17 protein-coding genes are annotated in these 16,197 nt (G+C 64.2%); 7 read left to right on the forward strand and 10 right to left on the reverse strand.

Translation table 11 applies throughout. The features are described 5' to 3' along the window. The first annotated feature begins 36 nt into the window (after positions 1–36). Positions 37–576, forward strand: a complete 540-nt coding sequence (locus ACR9ZN_RS33660) for a GNAT family N-acetyltransferase (protein ID WP_441772573.1) — start codon at positions 37–39, stop codon at positions 574–576. An 84-nt stretch (positions 577–660) separates the two neighbouring features. Here the strand turns inward: ACR9ZN_RS33660 and ACR9ZN_RS33665 are convergent, their stop codons facing one another. Then, positions 661–1,188 carry a DUF1269 domain-containing protein gene (locus ACR9ZN_RS33665; protein WP_481274266.1) on the reverse strand — a complete coding sequence of 176 codons (528 nt, stop codon included), beginning with the start codon at positions 1,186–1,188 and terminating at the stop codon, positions 661–663. Positions 1,189–1,345: 157 nt separating this feature from the next. Beyond that, positions 1,346–1,774 carry a VOC family protein gene (locus ACR9ZN_RS33670; RefSeq protein WP_481274419.1) on the reverse strand — a complete coding sequence of 143 codons (429 nt, stop codon included), beginning with the start codon at positions 1,772–1,774 and terminating at the stop codon, positions 1,346–1,348. A 68-nt stretch (positions 1,775–1,842) separates the two neighbouring features. Here ACR9ZN_RS33670 and ACR9ZN_RS33675 point away from each other — a divergent pair, with 68 nt between their 5' ends. The 4 genes from ACR9ZN_RS33675 to ACR9ZN_RS33690 all read left to right on the forward strand — a co-directional run bounded on the left by ACR9ZN_RS33675 (position 1,843) and on the right by ACR9ZN_RS33690 (position 5,948). After that, complete coding sequence (locus tag ACR9ZN_RS33675) at positions 1,843–2,436, forward strand: TetR/AcrR family transcriptional regulator (protein ID WP_481274267.1); 594 nt, start codon at positions 1,843–1,845, stop codon at positions 2,434–2,436. Between the two features lie 10 nt (positions 2,437–2,446). After that, the gene (locus tag ACR9ZN_RS33680; protein ID WP_454813559.1) at positions 2,447–3,463 is read left to right on the forward strand and encodes a phosphotransferase family protein; all 1,017 of its coding nucleotides are present in this window, start codon (positions 2,447–2,449) and stop codon (positions 3,461–3,463) included. Continuing rightward, the gene (gene eno / locus ACR9ZN_RS33685) at positions 3,460–4,761 is read left to right on the forward strand and encodes a phosphopyruvate hydratase (protein WP_481274268.1); all 1,302 of its coding nucleotides are present in this window, start codon (positions 3,460–3,462) and stop codon (positions 4,759–4,761) included. Before ACR9ZN_RS33680 ends, eno begins: the two co-directional genes overlap by 4 nt. A gap of 686 nt (positions 4,762–5,447) precedes the next feature. Next, on the forward strand, positions 5,448–5,948 hold the full coding sequence (locus ACR9ZN_RS33690; RefSeq protein ID WP_481274420.1) for a 2-thiouracil desulfurase family protein: 501 nt from the start codon (positions 5,448–5,450) through the stop codon (positions 5,946–5,948). Between the two features lie 17 nt (positions 5,949–5,965). On the opposite strand, the gene ACR9ZN_RS33695 is transcribed toward ACR9ZN_RS33690, so the two are convergent. Further along, a complete protein-coding gene (locus ACR9ZN_RS33695) occupies positions 5,966–6,418 on the reverse strand; it encodes a GNAT family N-acetyltransferase (RefSeq protein ID WP_481274269.1) in 453 nt (150 codons plus the stop codon). A 71-nt stretch (positions 6,419–6,489) separates the two neighbouring features. After that, on the reverse strand, positions 6,490–7,305 hold the full coding sequence (locus ACR9ZN_RS33700; RefSeq protein ID WP_481274270.1) for a phytanoyl-CoA dioxygenase family protein: 816 nt from the start codon (positions 7,303–7,305) through the stop codon (positions 6,490–6,492). A 307-nt stretch (positions 7,306–7,612) separates the two neighbouring features. Here ACR9ZN_RS33700 and ACR9ZN_RS33705 point away from each other — a divergent pair, with 307 nt between their 5' ends. Beyond that, the gene (locus ACR9ZN_RS33705; protein WP_481274271.1) at positions 7,613–8,878 is read left to right on the forward strand and encodes an AGE family epimerase/isomerase; all 1,266 of its coding nucleotides are present in this window, start codon (positions 7,613–7,615) and stop codon (positions 8,876–8,878) included. A gap of 26 nt (positions 8,879–8,904) precedes the next feature. Here ACR9ZN_RS33705 and maiA read toward each other — a convergent pair whose 3' ends face one another. The 4 genes from maiA to ACR9ZN_RS33725 all read right to left on the reverse strand — a co-directional run bounded on the left by maiA (position 8,905) and on the right by ACR9ZN_RS33725 (position 13,741). Continuing rightward, on the reverse strand, positions 8,905–9,540 hold the full coding sequence (maiA, locus tag ACR9ZN_RS33710) for a maleylacetoacetate isomerase (RefSeq protein ID WP_481274272.1): 636 nt from the start codon (positions 9,538–9,540) through the stop codon (positions 8,905–8,907). 139 nt (positions 9,541–9,679) lie between these two features. After that, on the reverse strand, positions 9,680–10,987 hold the full coding sequence (fahA, locus tag ACR9ZN_RS33715) for a fumarylacetoacetase (protein WP_481274273.1): 1,308 nt from the start codon (positions 10,985–10,987) through the stop codon (positions 9,680–9,682). Next, positions 10,987–12,345 carry a homogentisate 1,2-dioxygenase gene (hmgA, locus tag ACR9ZN_RS33720; RefSeq protein WP_454813566.1) on the reverse strand — a complete coding sequence of 453 codons (1,359 nt, stop codon included), beginning with the start codon at positions 12,343–12,345 and terminating at the stop codon, positions 10,987–10,989. The genes fahA and hmgA overlap by 1 nt, the downstream gene beginning before the upstream one ends. A gap of 52 nt (positions 12,346–12,397) precedes the next feature. Then, a complete protein-coding gene (locus ACR9ZN_RS33725; RefSeq protein ID WP_481274274.1) occupies positions 12,398–13,741 on the reverse strand; it encodes an MFS transporter in 1,344 nt (447 codons plus the stop codon). 107 nt (positions 13,742–13,848) lie between these two features. Between ACR9ZN_RS33725 and ACR9ZN_RS33730 the strand changes: the two genes are divergently transcribed. Then, entirely contained in the window at positions 13,849–14,283 is a 435-nt protein-coding gene (locus ACR9ZN_RS33730) for a MarR family winged helix-turn-helix transcriptional regulator (protein WP_454813568.1), read from the forward strand. Between the two features lie 106 nt (positions 14,284–14,389). On the opposite strand, the gene ACR9ZN_RS33735 is transcribed toward ACR9ZN_RS33730, so the two are convergent. Together ACR9ZN_RS33735 and ACR9ZN_RS33740 are read right to left on the reverse strand one after the other, a co-directional pair. Next, positions 14,390–15,133, reverse strand: coding sequence for an ATP-binding cassette domain-containing protein (locus tag ACR9ZN_RS33735; RefSeq protein WP_434955955.1), 744 nt, complete (start codon positions 15,131–15,133; stop codon positions 14,390–14,392). Continuing rightward, on the reverse strand, positions 15,130–16,167 hold the full coding sequence (locus tag ACR9ZN_RS33740; protein ID WP_454813569.1) for an ABC transporter permease subunit: 1,038 nt from the start codon (positions 16,165–16,167) through the stop codon (positions 15,130–15,132). The genes ACR9ZN_RS33735 and ACR9ZN_RS33740 overlap by 4 nt, the downstream gene beginning before the upstream one ends. Positions 16,168–16,197: the final 30 nt, after the last annotated feature.

A 16,197-nucleotide genomic window follows, 5' to 3' on the forward strand; every position in this document is an offset into this window, starting at 1 on the left:
CACCTGCCGATCGCACCGGGTTGAAGGAGGGATGCCGTGCTGCCGAGTTTCGAAACGCAGCGCCTGCTGGTCCGGCCGCGTACCATGGTCGACTTCGAGGCCTGTCTCGTCATGGATCGCGATGTGGAAGTCACGAAGCATATTCCTGGCCCGTGGCACGATCCGGAACAGCACGAAGCCTTCGTCAGGCGGCGCATGCAGGCCGATTACGGACCGGGACTGGGCTATGGGACTGTTGTCGAAAAGCATCAGCCCAATCGTTTTCTGGGCTGGATCCTGCTCATTCCGGCGGACGGCATCGGGCCCGAGATCGAGATCGGCTGGCGGCTGGTGCGGGAGGCCTGGGGCAGGGGATATGCGACCGAGGCGGCGATGCCGGTGATTCGACACGCCTTTACCACGCTGAAGGCTGACAGGATCATGGCGGAGATCGCTCCCCGCAATACCGCTTCGCTGCGCGTCGCGCAGAAGCTGGGCCTGAGCGACGCCGGCGTGCGCGATGATCAAGGTGCGATCTGGAGACGCTACCAGATGACACAAAGCGATTTCGCCTCGCTCGAAGAGACCGGGCGTTGAGGCATTCCGCTTCCGGGCGCAGAACCCAGGCGAGGACATGCAGCGGCGTGCCGCTGGGTTGGCCGCTGCATGTGAGCAAAGAACTTAGCCGTTGGTCGTAGCGGGCGCTGCCGACAGGGCCTCCTGCAGCTTCTGCTCCTGTTCCGGCGACAGCGAGGTCTTGATCACCCGCCCCTTGAGGCCGCTGAATTCGGCCAGAACCTTCTCGGGCTGGACCTTGCGGACCAACACGAACAGGGCCGATGAATTGTTGGGAATGGTCTGGCCGAGCGACTTGATGAAGTCGTCGTCGATGCCGTAATCAGCCAAGGAGCCGGAGAGGGCGCCGACGCCCGCGCCGACGGCGCCGCCGATGGCGAAGCCGGCCAGCGGATTGAGGAAGAGCAGGCCGACAAGCCCGCCCCACAGCGCCCCGGAGAGCAGGCCCGAACTTGCGCCGATGCCGGTCAGGTTGATGCTCTGCTTGAGATGAACCTTGCCCTCGGTATTGCGGGTGACCACCACCGCATCTTCGAGATCGACCAGATATTCCTTCTTGAGCGCGTCCAGCTTGAGCAGAACCTTGTCTGCCTCATCGATGGAATCAAACCCGACGACAATAAGATCGGACATCAAGAACTCCTGTGTTCACCTGTCATGGCGCGCATTGCGGCATGAAGGAGGTTTATCCCGCAAGCCTATTGAATCCATGTGACCATTGTCGGGCACGGATCGGGCATTCTCCTTGGCGCACGAGGGCACCCATTTGAATGTCCTTCCGAGCTGGGTTTCACGGCGATGCCGCGTCGATGGCATAATTGCCGGCGAATTCCTGCGTAGGAGGGATGGGCTTGATCACGTCGATCAGTACGCCATTGGGATCGGCCGTGATGAAATGGCGTTGCCCGAATGCCTCGTCACGCAATTCCAGCAGGATCGGCAAACCCGCCTGCTTGAGCCTCGCATATTCGGCGTCGACGTTGTCGACCTCGAAATTGAGCAGGAGACCGCCGACCTGCCCACCGCGCGCCCGTTCGGGAATGGTATGGTGATCGCCGTCGAGCACGGCGAGATTGACGTTCGCATCTGCCACCGACTGCAGATGCACATACCAATCGGCTTCGAACAGGATCTGGAAGCCCAGATGCTCGACATAGAAGGCCGCCGTGGTGGCTACCTGCCTTGTCATGATCACGGGATAATAGCTGGTGATCTTCATGGACATTCCTGCGTCTCCCTTTTAAACATACAGTCTGAATGTTTTTCAGTAACATACAGGCTGTATGTATGCAAGAAGATAGCCGACGCTCCAATCAGGATCGGACGCTGAGAACCCGAGCGGCCTTGATCGCGGCTGCACGGCGCCTGTTCGTGTCCAAGGGCTACGCCGATACGGGAACGCCCGAATTGGTAGCGGAAGCGGGGGTGACCCGTGGTGCGCTCTATCATCATTTCGCCGACAAGCAGGCGCTGTTCCGGGCTGTCGTCGAGGCAGAGAATGCTGCGCTGGCCGACGAGATCGAACGGGCGGCACCGGAAGAACCCGGCGCGATGGAGGCACTGATCGCTGGCGGCGAGGCTTTTCTGGTCGCCATGTCCGAACCCGGACGTACCCGGCTCTTGCTGATCGAGGCGCCGGCCGTGCTGGGCCGTGAGACGGTGGATGCCATCGATGCCGCCCATGGCGGACGCACGTTGCGCGAAGGCGTCGCCGCCGCTATCGCAAGGGGGCGGTTGCGGCCTGTGCCCGTCGAAGAGGCGGCGCTGCTCCTGTCGGCTGTCTATGACAGGGCGGCGCTGTCCATTGCAGCGGGGGCGAATGGGGAAGAATGGCGGACGCTCATCCGGGCCGTGCTCGACGGCCTTCGTCCTGCGGCCTGATGAGGATCCGATGGCGCAATCCGATCACCAATCCGATGACTCCTCGCTGACGCTCCCCGCTGCGTTGCGCCGGATGGGGCTGCTCGGGCAGAAAGAGACGGCGCGCTTTACAGCGTTGACGGGCGGGGTTTCCTCCGACATCCACCTGGTCGAAACCTCGAACCGGCGCTTTTGCGTCAAGCGGGCGCTGGCTCGCCTCAAGGTGGCAGCCGTCTGGGAGGCGCCGACGAACCGCAATGCGGCGGAGGCGGCCTGGATCCGCCAGGTCGGCCGTTGGTTGCCCGACGGTGTGCCCACTTTGCTTGGCGAGGACGAGCAACTTGGCCTGTTTGCCATGGCCTTTTTGTCCCCCGAGCTTAATCCGGTCTGGAAGGCGCAGTTGCTGGACCAGCAGATCGATACGGCATTTGCGGGGCGCGTCGGCGCCGATCTCGGCCTCATTCATGCCGCCAGCGCGCAGGAAGCCGGGCTTGCGGTGCGCTTTGCCAATGACGCGACCTTCGGGCCGATCCGCATCGAGCCCTATCTCGTCGCCACAGCCCGCGCCCATCCCGATCTGTCGGCCAAGATTGAGGCCGTCGCCGCCCGCACGCTCGCCACCAGGAAGGCTCTGATCCATGGCGATGTCAGCCCGAAGAACATCCTGTGCGGGCAGACGGGCCCCGTTTTCCTCGATGCCGAATGTGCTTGCTTTGGCGATCCGGCTTTCGATCTCGCCTTCTGCCTCAATCATCTCATGTTGAAGGGGGCTCGGCAGGGCGTGCCCCGCGCGGCCTATCGTGATGCCTTCGAGGCTTTGGTCAACGCTTATTTCGCCAGGATCGACTGGGAGGACCGCGCCGCTTTCGAGGCCAGGGCCGCCGCCCTGCTGCCTGTGCTGTTTCTGGCGCGCGTGGATGGCAAGTCGCCCGTCGAATATCTGACGTTGGAGGAGGAACGGAAAGCAGTGCGCCGCTTCGCCAGGCCTCTGATCGCCGATCCCCTTGAAGACCTGATCGCCATCGCCAATGCCTGGACCCGCCAATGATCGATATAGCCATCCGTAGACTTGCTGCTCGCCGTATCTGGGACTCCCGTGGTCGCCCCACCATCGAAGCCGAAGTCGAGCTCAGCGACGGCACGATCGCGAGGGGGATCGCGCCAGCCGGTGCGTCCCGCGGCAGCCGCGAGGCGCTCGAGCGCCGCGATGGCGGCGAAAAGCTGGGGGGCCTCGATGTCCAAGGGGCACTTGCCAGCGTGCGCGGGGAGATCGCGCCGCTACTGATCGGCCGCGACCCGTTCGACCAGGCGGGGTTGGACGAGGCGCTGATCGCGCTGGACGGCACGCCGACCAAGCAAAGACTCGGCGGCAATGCCACCGTCGCCGTCTCGCTCGCCGTGCTGCACGCAGCCGCCGCCAGCCGGGGCTTGCCGCTATGGCGATATCTGGCAGGGGAGGAGGCGGTCACGCTTCCCCTGCCGGAAATCCAGATCTTCGGCGGAGGGGCCCATGCCGGCCGCCGCACCGACATCCAGGATTTCATGGTGATGGCGCCGAAGGCGGCGAGCTTCGCCGAGGCGCTCGAAACCACGGCCGAGGTCTATCTTGCGGCCGGCAGGATCATGGCCGAGCGCGGCCTGCTGCAGGGCGTCGCGGATGAAGGAGGCTGGTGGCCGGCCTTCAGCTCCAATGAAGAGGCGCTTGATACCCTGGTCCTGGCCATCGAGCGCGCCGGTTTCACGCCGGGCGACGAGGTGGTGATCTCGCTCGATGTCGCCGCCTCCGAATTTGGCCGCGGCGGGCGCTATCGGCTCGGCCTGGAAGGGCGCGAGCTCGATCGGGACGGCATGGCGGATTATCTCCTCGGCTGGTGTGAGCGCTATCCCATTCTTTCGATCGAAGATCCCTTTGCCGAGGATGATGCCGAGGGGCTTGCACGCTTTACCGCGGCCGTGGGTCATCGCATTCAGGTGATCGGCGATGATTTCCTGGTTACCAATGCCGGGTTGGTCGAAGAGGCGGTGAGGAACCAAACCGTCAATGCCGTGCTGGTGAAGGTCAACCAGGCCGGCACGGTCAGCGAGGCGAGGGCTGCCTGCGAGGCGGGACGGCGTGCCGGTTTTGGCACGATCGTGTCGGCACGCTCCGGCGAGACCGAGGATGTGGCCATCGTACACCTCGCCATTGGCTGGCACGCCGGCCAGCTCAAGGTCGGATCCTTCGCTCGCTCCGAACGTATGGCGAAATGGAACGAAGCCCTGCGCATCGAGGAGGCCCTGGGACCCAAGGCACGCTTTGCGGGTATCGAAGCCTTACCCTTCAACCGCCGGCAGGGCGCCGCCTGAGAGACTGCGCCAAGATGTCTTGTCGGTCCGGTTTAACAGGGAGCTGAAAAGGCTGCTTGCCCGCTGGGGTGATAGGGCGCCGGGGCAGCAAGCAAAGAAAAGCCGGAGGAGGGAGCGCCTGTCTTCCTCCTCCGGCTGGCATTTACTTGCATGACGTTAAGTTTTCGCAATCGAAATCTGCACTTGAATGCTAAAGTTAAGCATCTCCTGGCAAATAAAGCGTCTGCAGCTCCATAACTTCATCACAAGCTTGCGCCATCCCGTAACAAAGCTGGCTACACTCGGCAATGCAAAAAAGTGCCATGCACGATGCCGTCATCGGATAAATCGATTAATTGCTTGAATGGTCGAAAATTGTCTGACATGAACTCCGGCGATATGTGGAAATCCTAAGACAATTCGTGATATTTGAGGCCTGGTCACATCCTCGAATCCCATTATGGGCTTCCGAGAATAGAACCAGAGTATGACTGGACTGATACCAGAGAGGTACCAAAGCGGTGCCGTTTGGCTGCGGCAATACTCGGTAGCGCCTGTTTGTAGGCCGTGGCGTTCGGACATCCTAAGGGCTGGGGAACGTGAACGATCTGAGAGCCCGCAGCCGGATCGAACGCGAGCTCAAGGTTGTGGCGGCGTGTGCATGGCCCTATCACAGCGACGATACGCAGGAACGATGCGGAGTGGCGATGACGGCCAAGATCCTGGTGAGCGCCTGTCTCGTAGGGCGACCGGTACGCTATGACGGGGCGGCGAAGACGCTGGATCATCTAGCCCTCGCGCGCTGGCGCGACGAAGGACGCCTCGTCGTCGTCTGCCCCGAGCTTGCCGGAGGGTTCAGCGTGCCCCGGCCGCCGGCCGAGATCGCCGAGGGGCTGTCGGGCCGCGATGTCTTGGCGGGCACCGCGCGCGTGGTCGACAGTAACGGTGCCGATGTGACCGCGCTCTATCTCGATGGGGCGCGGAGCGCTCTGGCCTTGGCGCGGGCGGAGGGCTGTCGCTTCGCGCTCTTGATCGACGGTAGCCCGTCCTGCGGCAGTGCCTATATTTACGACGGCGCGTTCGCCGGGCGAAAACATGCCGGTGCCGGCGTCACGGCCGCACTCCTGCGGGCGGAAGGCCTGGAAGTTTTCACCCCGTCGGAAATCGCTGCTCTCGAGGCCAGGCTGGAAAGCGTCGACGCAGGCTGAAGGAGGGGCCGCCCGCATCAGGCCAGATCTTTCTCCATATAGACCCTGCGCAAGCCCTTTTCCTCGACGCGATGGGTTTCGACATAGCCGCTACGGGCGTAGAGCGCGATATTCTCCGTCATCGCCTCATTGGTGTAGAGCCTGATCCGCCGATAGGCCGCTTCGCGGGCGAGGTTTTCGGCAGCCTGGAGCAGGCGGCGGCCCAATCCTCGGCCCTGCGCTGCGGGAGCGACGGCGATATTGTCCAGAAGCATCACATCCTCTTGGGGGATCAGGACGAGGATGCCCAGGACATTGCCGTCGAGAGGGCTCACGCGCACACGCCCTGCGCGCACCAGCGCGGCATAATCATCGAGCATCGGTCCGGGCTTGCGACCGATGCGTGCGATATAGGGCGTGTATGCCGCCTTGACGATATGTTCGATGGCCGGAAGGTCGGCGGTGGTGGCCAGGCGTAGGGCTTGGACCATGATGTCCTCCTGAAGAACGGCGGGCGACATCCCCGCTCTCTCCGGTCGCCGGCCGGAGAGAGCGGCCGTCGTCAGGTTTGCACACGCTCCAAGAGGGCGCGCTGGATGGCAATCTCCACGGGTGAATAGTCGCCGTCCTCGCGCTGCAGCCGGAAAGGCTCCTTTGGCATCAGGGGAGGTTGGGCCAGAAAGCGCGGCGCCGAGCCCCGATGTTTCTGGGCAGCGTGTACCAGGAACGGATGGCAGAGATAGACCGTGCCGGCCTCACCCGTGGCCAGCGTCTGCTGCCGCCGGGCGCCCATCTGTTCCAGATCCATGTGCGAGCGGCCGGTCTCGCCTGCCGGTGCGAGATAACGAGCCATGTCCAGATGCGAGCCGACACGGATGCGGGTCGGTGCATCCTCGGGCCCGATATCGGAGAACAGGAACAGCATGAGTAGAGCCCGCCCGCGCGAGGTGATGTTCACGCGCCAGGCCGAGAAGTCGGTGCGCTCATTGGGATCGCAGTCCTCGCCTGGAAAGGAGAGGTCGACATGCCAGCCGGCGTCACCCGGATCGTCCGGATGGGGAAAGCGCACCGGGAAACTGCCGAGCCCGTCGCGCGGATACCAGCGCCCGCTGCCGACGAGCTGGTCGAAGGCGGATCTGAGGACGGACGTATTGGCTGCCTCCTGGAACGGGCCGCCGCCATAGCCGCCGAGCCGGATCACGGGGCTCGTCCAGGTGGCGGGATCGTCGGGATCGCAGGGGATGTCCCGCCATATGATGGCGCGGGCCTCGTCTGCCAGTTCGCGGGAAAAGGCCCCGTCGATCCGGACGAAGCCGTCTTCGATGAATCGTTCGATCTGCGCAGCATCGAGCGCGCATCCTTCCGGGTGTTTGGGCATGACAATCTCAATCATCGCGCCGTTCTGCCGACAGGGGCGAACGGCGACAGCCGTGTGGTTCACGGCGACAGGTCCGGCGGAGCGGACCGGCGTCCAGTCTTCGGTCAGCCGCTAGCCGACGAGGAAGAAGACGGTGGCGACGTTAAATGTTTGCGTCATCATGGCCGCTCCAGCATAGGCACGCACGTGCGTGGGTCAACCACATCGCCGCTGTTTCTTCATACCAATCAGTGGCGCGGGCGTCCGAGCTGTTCTAAGCAGGGGCGGGCTCGACGCCCCAATCCATGCCGTATCGAGGAGACTTCAGATGACGTCCGCCGCTTCCGCTTCTGCCACGCCGAAATGGGTGACGTTATCAAGCCACCGAGCCTGGCTCTTGCAGCAGGCGGATACGCTGTTCTCCGTATTCGAACAGAACAGTCTCAATCCCCTCGGTGGCTTTTACGACCTCGACATGGCCTGCAAGCCGTTCTCGCCGGGACAGCCGCCCGGCAGCCGGCCGACTCGCCAGATCCATGCGACCACGCGCATGGTGCATTGCTTTGCCATCGCCCATCTGATGGGGCGCCCCGGCGCCGACGTGATGATCGATCACGGCATGGACTTCATCTGGAACGGCCATCGCGACAAGGACAAGGGCGGCTATTTCTGGGGCGTCGGCTATGAAGGGCCGACCGATGATACCAAGCAGGCCTATGGCCATGCCTTCGTGCTGCTCGCAGCCTCCAGCGCCAAGGTCGCCGGACACCCCGACGCCGACCGGCTGCTGGCAGACATCTCCACCATACTGGATGAGCATTTCTGGGAGGCAGGCCCCGGCGCCACCGCGGAGGAGTTCACGCGGGACTGGCAGCCCTTCGACAATTATCGCGGCCAGAACTCGAACATGCACCTGACCGAAGCCCTGATGGCAGCCTTCGAGGCAACCGGCGACAACACCTATCTCAATAAGGCCGAGCGCATCGCCGACCTGATCGTGCGGCGCCACGCCGCCGAGAATGGCTGGCATCTGCCCGAGCATTTCAGCCAGGATTGGCAACTCAACAAGGACTATTCCGGCAGCCCGGTCTTCCGTCCCTACGGCACCACGCCAGGGCACTGGCTGGAATGGGCCCGCCTTTTGCTGCAGCTCTGGGAACTGGGCGGGCGCAAGCTGACCTGGCTGCCCGATGCCGCCACCAACCTGTTCCGCCAGGCCGTCAAGGACGGCTGGGACCACGAGAAGGGCGGCTTCTACTATACGCTCGACTGGACCGGCGCGGCGCGCATTCGCGATCGCTATTGGTGGCCCTGCTGCGAGGGTATCGGCGCGGCGGCTTTCCTCAACGCCACTGATGGCGACGGTTTCTACGAAGAATGGTACCGTACTATCTGGAACTTCAGCGCCGCCCGCTTCATCGACAAGGTAAATGGTGGCTGGTTCCCCCAGCTCGGCGACGACCTCAAGCCCAACACCGGCCCGTTCTACGGCAAGGTCGACATCTACCACGCTCTCCAGGCCTGCCTCATTCCGCTGCTGCCTACCACAGGCAGCATCACGCGCGGGTTGATCACCGAGGGGGTGAAGATCTAGGGCGGCGCGCCGCTCGTTTCCTCACCTCACTCGCTGTCGGACTGGTTCGCCGGATGTGCCTTGACGAAGGCGGGATGTCCTTCGGCCTCGGCCTCGACGCGGCGGATGCGAGGATAGGCGTCGAGCGGCACGCCGAAGCGGCGGGCGGCATAGAGCTGCGGGATGAGATAGACATCGGCCAGCCCCGGTGTCTCGCCGAAGCAATAGGGGCCGTCGCCGATCAACGCCTCGACTGCCTTCAGCCCCGAGCCGGCCCAGGTCGCGATCCAGGCTTCGACCTCCGGCTCGGCCTGGCCGAGCGTCCGGCGCAGATAGGTCAGCGGGCCGAGATTGTGCAAAGGCTGGATGTCGCAGCCAATGATGGCGGCGACGGCGCGCACCTTGGCTCTCCGCGTGGGGTCGGAAGGCAGCAGTGGCGGTACCGGATAGGTTTCTTCGAGATATTCGATGATGGCAGGGGATTGGGTCAAAGCATTGCCGTCATCGAGCACCAGCGTGGGCACGCGCTCCTGCGGATTGAGAGCCCGATAGGCCTCGCCATGCTGTTCGCCGCCACTGCGCACGAGATGAATGAAGGCCTGTTCCGTTTCCAGGCCCTTGAGGGCAAGGGCGATCCGGACCCGATAGGACGAGGTGGAACGCCAATAGGTGTAGAGTTTCATGGTCGCGTTGCCTTCCTGTCATGGCGATGCGCAGAGCCAATACGCAAGAAATCCGGTGTGCCAATCTCCTCAGTTCCATCACGTGACGGAGCGAGATCGGCACACCAAACCCGCGCCAGCCTCCATCCTTATGGCGAGACTATAGCGCTGGCCGGATCATCGCACGGCATTCCCCGAAGCCGATGGAGGCAAAGCCTTCGCGCCGGCAGCGGCCCTTGAGGATCACCTCGTCGCCATCCTCGATGAAGCGCCGCTCCTCGCCCGTTTCGAGGCGGATGGGGTTCTTGCCGCCCTGGCTGGCCTCGAGCAGGCTGCCGCAGGCGTCCTGTCCAGGCCCCGAAATGGTGCCCGTACCGATGAGATCGCCCGGGCGCAAATTGCAGCCATTGGAGGTGTGATGGGCTAACATCTGCGCCACGGTCCAATACATGTGCCTCGCATTGGAGCGAGCCAGGCAATGGGCTGCGAGCCCCCGGCTGCGCAATTCGGCAGTCGTCAGCAGGACCTCCAATTCCATGTCGAAAGCGCCCAGGGCCTGGTCGCCTGCATCGTTGAGATAGTCGAGCGGCGCCGGATCGCCTGCGGGGCGGGGCGCCTGCGCGATGCGGAAGGGGGCGAGCGCTTCGGCCGTGACGATCCAGGGCGAGATGGTGGTGGCGAAGCTCTTAGCGAGGAAGGGCCCGAGAGGCTGATATTCCCAGGCCTGGATGTCGCGGGCCGACCAGTCGTTGAGCAGGCAGAGGCCTGCGATCTGGTCGCCTGCGGCCGATATCCCGATCGGGGCGCCGAGGTCGTTGCCGGGTCCGACCCACACGCCGAGTTCGAGCTCGTGGTCGAGCCGTGCACTCGGGCCGAAGACGGGAATCTCGGCCTCCGGCCGTTTCGACTGGCCGAGCGGGCGCTGGATCGCGATTCCCGAGGGAAGGACGGAAGAGGCGCGGCCATGATAGCCGATCGGCACATATTTGTAGTTGGGCAGGAGCGGATTGTCGGGGCGGAACAGCTTGCCCACCGCGGTGGCGTGGTGGATGCCGACATAGAAGTCGGTGTAGTCGCCGATCCGGGCCGGCAGCTGGAGCAAGCAGTCGGATGCCTTGTACAGCAAAGGCTCTACCCTGGGACGCAGCGAGCTGGCTTCGGCCAGGAGGCTGGAGAGCGCCTGGCGCAGGGCACGCCGTGGGCCAGGGCCTAGGGCCAGCAAGCCGTTGAGGTCGTTGCCCCGGCTCGCTTCGGCGGCCCGTTCGGCGGCGCCGCTGAGCAGGCCGCCATCGAGGACGGCGCGTAGGTCGAGGATGGCATCGCCGATGGCGACGCCAGCGCGCGGCGTCGCGCCTCCGGGGCTGAAGATGCCGAGCGGCAGGTTCTGGATCGGGAAATCGGCATGGCCGTTCGCGGAGGCGACCCAACTGGTCAAAGCGGGGTCATGGGTCTGATCGAGCTGTGACATCAGGGCCTGTTGGGGTCGAAATGCTTGGTCATCTTGTGGCCGTAGCCGCCATAGTCCTTCTGCAGGGCGTCGGAGCCGGCGGCATAGGCGGACACGCGCTGCGGAAAGCGGCATTCGAACATGAAGGCCAGCGTATTTTCCAGCCGGTGCGGCTTGAGTTCGACACGGCTCGCTTTCTCGAAGGCGTCCAGATCAGGGCCATGGGGTAGCATCATGTTGTGCAACGAGGCGCCGCCCGGCACGAAGCCGCCGCCAGTCTTGGCATCGTATTGGCCATAGACCAGGCCCATGAATTCGCTCATCACGTTCATATGATACCAGGGCGGCCGGAAGGTGTTCTCGGCCACCAGCCAGCGATCCGGGAAGATCACGAAATCGATATTGGCGGTGCCGGGCGTTTCCGAGGGCGAGGTCAGCACGGTGAAGATGGACGGGTCGGCGTGGTCGTAGAGCACCGGCCCGACCGGTGAATAGCGCCTGAGATCATATTTGTAGGGCGCATAATTGCCGTGCCAAGCCACCACGTCGAGCGGCGACTGGTTGATCGCGGCGGACCAGAGAATGCCGCCCCATTTGACATAGAGGCGAGAGGGCACCTCCCGGTCCTCATAGGCGGCGACAGGGCTGAGGAAGTCGCGCGGGTTGGCGAGGCAATTTGCCCCGATCGGGCCGCGTTCGGGCAGCGTGAGGGCGCCCCCGTAATTCTCGCACAGATAGCCGCGGGCCGGGCCATCCCGGAGCTCGACCCGGATCTTCACGCCACGCGGGATGACGGCGATTTCGCCCGGCTCGATATCGATGATGCCGAACTCCGTCGCGAGGCGCAGCGAACCCTGCTGCGGCACGAAGAGCAACTCGCCATCGGCATTGTAGAAATACTCGTCCACCATCGAGCGGGTGATCAGATAGACGTGAGCACCCATGCCGGAATGGGTGGCGGCGTCGCCGGCCGTGGTCAAGGTGTGCACGCCGTTGAGGAAGGAAACCGGTTCGGCCGGGATGGGGAGCGGATCCCAGCGTAGCGGCGCGATCGGAACCTCGACCTCGGGGGCGGGCGCGGTGCGCCAGAAACCGATATCGGCCTTGGTGAACGCGCCCCAATGGCTCACCGTTGGCCGGATGCGGTAGAGCCAGGAGCGCTCATTGGTGGTGCGCGGTGCCGTGAAAGGTGAGCCGCTGAGCTGCTCGGCATAAAGCCCATAGGCGCAGCGCTGGGGGGAGTTGCGGCCGAGGGGCAGGGCGCCCGGGAGTGCCTCGGTTTCGAAGCCGTTGCCGAAGCCCGACATGTAGCCGGCCTGGATAGCGCTGACGGCCTCGCCTTTTCGATCGCTGTCTGGTCGGGGAGACTGGAGATCCATGATCGCCTCCTGAATTCGAACGTTCCTGTTATAATCGTTGCGTTTGTAACCATCAAAGGTGCGTCCGGTGCTGCAGATCCTCCTGCCCGAAGGGACTGGCGCTGGGCTGGTTGGAGGCGTCGCCATCTGCGGCTCTATCACGGGTCTCCGGCGTCAATATGAGCACCAGCAGGGCCGGCACGACCATCAAAGCCGCATAGATGGCGACTGACATCGGCGTACCCGTGCGCTCGATCAGGAGAGCACCAATCAGCGGCGCGACCGAACCGCCGAGCACGGATGCGGCCTGATAGGAGGCGGAGAGGGCCGTGTAGCGCACGCGCGTCGGGAACATCTCGATGACATAGGGGGCAAGGCCGCCCAGCAGGAACCCGTGGGCGCACAGGGCCGGGATGGCGCGAAGGTAGAGAGCCGATGGCGCCTCACCCTTCACGAGGGTGAACAGGGCAGAGGCGGCGGCCGTGGCCCCGATGAAGCCTGCGATCATCACGGGCCGGCGCCCGATGCGGTCGCTGAGCCAGCCCGAACCGAGGATGACGGGCAGGGAGGCGAGCGAAGCGACGAGGACGACATCGATGGCCTGGGCACGGCTGAGCCCGAGCCGGGTGGTCGCCAGCAGCAGGACGAAGGTCGAGAACAGATAGAGCAGGGTGTTCTCGGCTGCCTTGACGAAGAAGACCTTGGCCATCGACAGTTTCTGGGTGGCAAAGGCTTCGGCCAGCGGCGCATGGGCGATTTCGGTTTCCGACTTAATCTCGAGGAAGGCCGGCGATTCATCGACCTGCCGGCGGGCCCAGAACCCGAGGGCGATCAGCACGATCGAAAGCAGGAAGGGAATGCGCCAGCCCCAGGCCAGGAAGGTCTCCTCGCCGAGCCAGAGCTGCACGAGGCCGAGGATGCCGAGGGCGAGGACATTGGCGGCCGGGCCGCTCGCCATCGGAAAGCTGGTCCAGAAACCGCGATGCCGGGCCGGCATCGATTCGGCCACGATCGTCAGTGCGCCGGTTGCCTCGCCGCCGACCGCAACGCCCTGGAAGATGCGGATGAGCAGGAGCAGGAGGGGAGCGGCGACGCCGAGGGTGTCATAGGTCGGCAGGAGGCCGATGGCGACGGTGGCGATACCCATCATCAACAGGCTGACGATCAGCGTGTTCTTGCGGCCGAGCCGGTCACCTATCACGCCGAAGACGATGCCGCCGAAGGGGCGGGCGAGGAAGCCGGCCGCAAAGGTGCCGAGGCCGAGTAGGGTACCCACGAAAGGATCGTCGGCAGGAAAGAACACCTTGTTGAAGACGAGCACGGTGCTCGCGGCGAAGATGAAGAAATCATACCATTCCAGTGTCGAGCCCAATGTGGCGGCAAGCATCACCTTCAGGCGGGACGCCATCGAAGCCATCTTCATCCTCCCGGTCGCGGATCTTTGGTTATGCGACCTCCCGAAGAGAAGCGGACGCTCGTTTATGAAGTTGCAGTTGTAACTGTCGATAATGTAACTATCAAAGCATGGCCAAGCTCACCCTCGAGAACTTTCTGCCCTATCGGCTCAACCGTATCGGAGCGGCGGTATCGCGCGACTTTCGGGCGGTCTATGGCCCGGAGCACGACCTGACGGTGCCCGAATGGCGGGTGCTGGCGACATTGGGCGAATTCGACGAGATGGGCGCGAAGGCGATCGGTGCCCATTCCTCCATGCACAAGACCAAGGTCAGCCGCGCCGTGCGAGCGCTGGAGGAACGCCGCTGGCTCAAACGCCGCGAGAGCGTGGAAGACAGGCGCGAGGAGATCCTCAGCCTCACGCCGCTGGGGCGGCGGGTCTATGCCGAGATCGTGCCGCGGGCGCTGGCTTTCGAAGCCGCCTTGCTGGCGGCCCTTGGCCCGGAGGCCAAGGCGCTGTTGCGGGGGCTCGACAAGCTCGAAGCCAGCATGGATCTGAGATAGCACCGGCCGGAGCAAGGTGCGTTTTACGAAGCGCCTCTTTGCTCCCGCCTATTGTTTTGAGGAGTTTTTGCGAGTTTCGATGGCTCCATCAATTCGCAAAAGTACGTTATCCGCCCACCATCAGCTTGACGATCTCGTCATGATTGGTCTCAGCGATCAGGCGCTCGCCCGCCAGGGTGCCGCGGCGTAGCACCACGATTCTGTCGGAGACCGCGAAGATGTCCTGCAGATTGTGCGAGATGAAGATGATGCCGCGTCCCTGCGCCTTGAGGGTCTTGATCAGGGAGACGACCTTGCGCTGCTCGGGTACGCCGAGAGCGGCGGTCGGTTCGTCCATGATCAGCACCTGGGCGTTCCAGTAGACGGCACGGCCGATGGCGACCGCCTGGCGCTGGCCGCCGGAGAAATTGCCGACGGGGGCATCGAGGCGAGTCACGTGGAAATCAAGCTGCGCCATGGTCTCCTGCGCCGCCTTGGCCATCTTCTTGCGGTCGAGCACGGGCAGGAAGCCGAAGGCCTTCGTCATCGGCTCGCGTCCCAGGAAGATGTTGGCGCCGATGGAGAGATTGTCGGCCAGTGCGAGGTCCTGGTAGATCGTCTCGATGCCATGGCCACGCGCGGCCTCGGGGGTCGCGAATTTCACGACTTCGCCCTTCAGCCGGATCTCGCCACCATCGGCCTGGTAGACGCCGGAGATGGTCTTGATCAGGGTCGACTTGCCGGCGCCGTTGTCGCCAGCGAGAGCCACGACCTCGCCGGCATTGAGCTGGAGCGAGACGCCGTTGAGCGCGGTGACGCCGCCGAAATGCTTGGAGACGTCGCGTATGTCGAGGAGAGGCTGGGTGCTCATGAGCGGCGGCCTCCGGCAATGCTGCGCTGGGCCTGGTCGACCAGCACGGAAACGATGATGACGACGCCCACCGAGACGAATTGCCAGAAGGGCTCGACATTGATGTAGACGAGGCCGAACTGGATGACGGCGATGACGAGCGCTCCGGCCAGCGTGCCGGAGATCGAGCCCGAGCCGCCGAACAGGCTGGCGCCGCCAATCACCACAGCGGCGATCGAGTCGAGCAGGAGCGGCTCGCCGGCCTGGGCCGCACCGGCGGTGAAGCGGGCGGCATAGAGCACGCCGCCGATGCCGGCGCAGACAGCCGACAGCACGTAGAGCTTGCGGGTATGCCTGGAGACATTGATGCCGGCCCGCAGCGCGGCCTGCTCGCTGGCGCCGATGGCGTAGGTGTGCTGGCCGAAGCGCGTCTGCGAAAGCAGATAGTGCATCAGGATGAGGAAGAGGGCGGCCACGATCACCACGACGGGCACCCCGTAGAGGCGGCCATTGCCGAGTGCTGCGAACCAGGCATTCGAAACCGGGACGGTGGTGCCGCCGGCGAGCAGATAGGCGATGCCGCGAGCCACGCCGTACATGCCGAGCGTGCCGATGAAGGGAGGGACCCTGAGTTTCGAAATCAGCAGGCCGTTGATATAGCCGGGGATGGTGGCCACGGCGACGCCGGCCACAATGCCGATCAGCATGGCCGGGAAGGGCGGCATGGAGGCGCCCGCGAGATTGGCGGTATGGGCCGCCACCACGGCCGACAGCCCCATGATGAAGCCGATCGAAAGATCGATGCCGCCCGAAATGATCACGAAGGTCGAGCCGAGCGCCAGCAGAAGCGGGGCGACGGCATAGATCGAGATCGATTGCAGCGTGGGAACCGAGAATACGAAGGTCGAGCCATAGGCGATCCGGGCCCAGCACTCGAAGAAGACCAGGAGCAGGACCAGGAAAAGCCAGGCCCTGAGCTCCGCGATGCGCAGAAGGATGGGATGAGGTCCTGCCGCGGGCTGCGCCCGACTGAGGGAGGATTGGGCTGCCGACATCAGGCGCTCCGTTGAGAGGTCATGAAGAGG

It is taken from the genome of Labrys sp. HAY1-8F (assembly GCF_056754975.1).

Excerpts from the sequence above, each read along its gene's own strand:
- eno (WP_481274268.1), top strand. The coding sequence starts at position 3,460 with ATGATCGATATAGCCATCCGTAGACTTGCTGCTCGCCGTATCTGGGAC.
- ACR9ZN_RS33675 (WP_481274267.1), top strand. The coding sequence starts at position 1,843 with ATGCAAGAAGATAGCCGACGCTCCAATCAGGATCGGACGCTGAGAACC.
- ACR9ZN_RS33725 (WP_481274274.1), bottom strand. The coding sequence starts at position 13,741 with ATGGCTTCGATGGCGTCCCGCCTGAAGGTGATGCTTGCCGCCACATTG.
- hmgA (WP_454813566.1), bottom strand. The coding sequence starts at position 12,345 with ATGGATCTCCAGTCTCCCCGACCAGACAGCGATCGAAAAGGCGAGGCC.
- ACR9ZN_RS33735 (WP_434955955.1), bottom strand. The coding sequence starts at position 15,133 with ATGAGCACCCAGCCTCTCCTCGACATACGCGACGTCTCCAAGCATTTC.
- ACR9ZN_RS33700 (WP_481274270.1), bottom strand. The coding sequence starts at position 7,305 with ATGCCCAAACACCCGGAAGGATGCGCGCTCGATGCTGCGCAGATCGAA.
- ACR9ZN_RS33690 (WP_481274420.1), top strand. The coding sequence starts at position 5,448 with ATGACGGCCAAGATCCTGGTGAGCGCCTGTCTCGTAGGGCGACCGGTA.
- fahA (WP_481274273.1), bottom strand. The coding sequence starts at position 10,987 with ATGTCACAGCTCGATCAGACCCATGACCCCGCTTTGACCAGTTGGGTC.
- ACR9ZN_RS33695 (WP_481274269.1), bottom strand. The coding sequence starts at position 6,418 with ATGGTCCAAGCCCTACGCCTGGCCACCACCGCCGACCTTCCGGCCATC.
- ACR9ZN_RS33670 (WP_481274419.1), bottom strand. The coding sequence starts at position 1,774 with ATGAAGATCACCAGCTATTATCCCGTGATCATGACAAGGCAGGTAGCC.
- ACR9ZN_RS33665 (WP_481274266.1), bottom strand. The coding sequence starts at position 1,188 with ATGTCCGATCTTATTGTCGTCGGGTTTGATTCCATCGATGAGGCAGAC.
- ACR9ZN_RS33680 (WP_454813559.1), top strand. The coding sequence starts at position 2,447 with ATGGCGCAATCCGATCACCAATCCGATGACTCCTCGCTGACGCTCCCC.
- ACR9ZN_RS33740 (WP_454813569.1), bottom strand. The coding sequence starts at position 16,167 with ATGTCGGCAGCCCAATCCTCCCTCAGTCGGGCGCAGCCCGCGGCAGGA.
- ACR9ZN_RS33730 (WP_454813568.1), top strand. The coding sequence starts at position 13,849 with ATGGCCAAGCTCACCCTCGAGAACTTTCTGCCCTATCGGCTCAACCGT.
- maiA (WP_481274272.1), bottom strand. The coding sequence starts at position 9,540 with ATGAAACTCTACACCTATTGGCGTTCCACCTCGTCCTATCGGGTCCGG.
- ACR9ZN_RS33705 (WP_481274271.1), top strand. The coding sequence starts at position 7,613 with ATGACGTCCGCCGCTTCCGCTTCTGCCACGCCGAAATGGGTGACGTTA.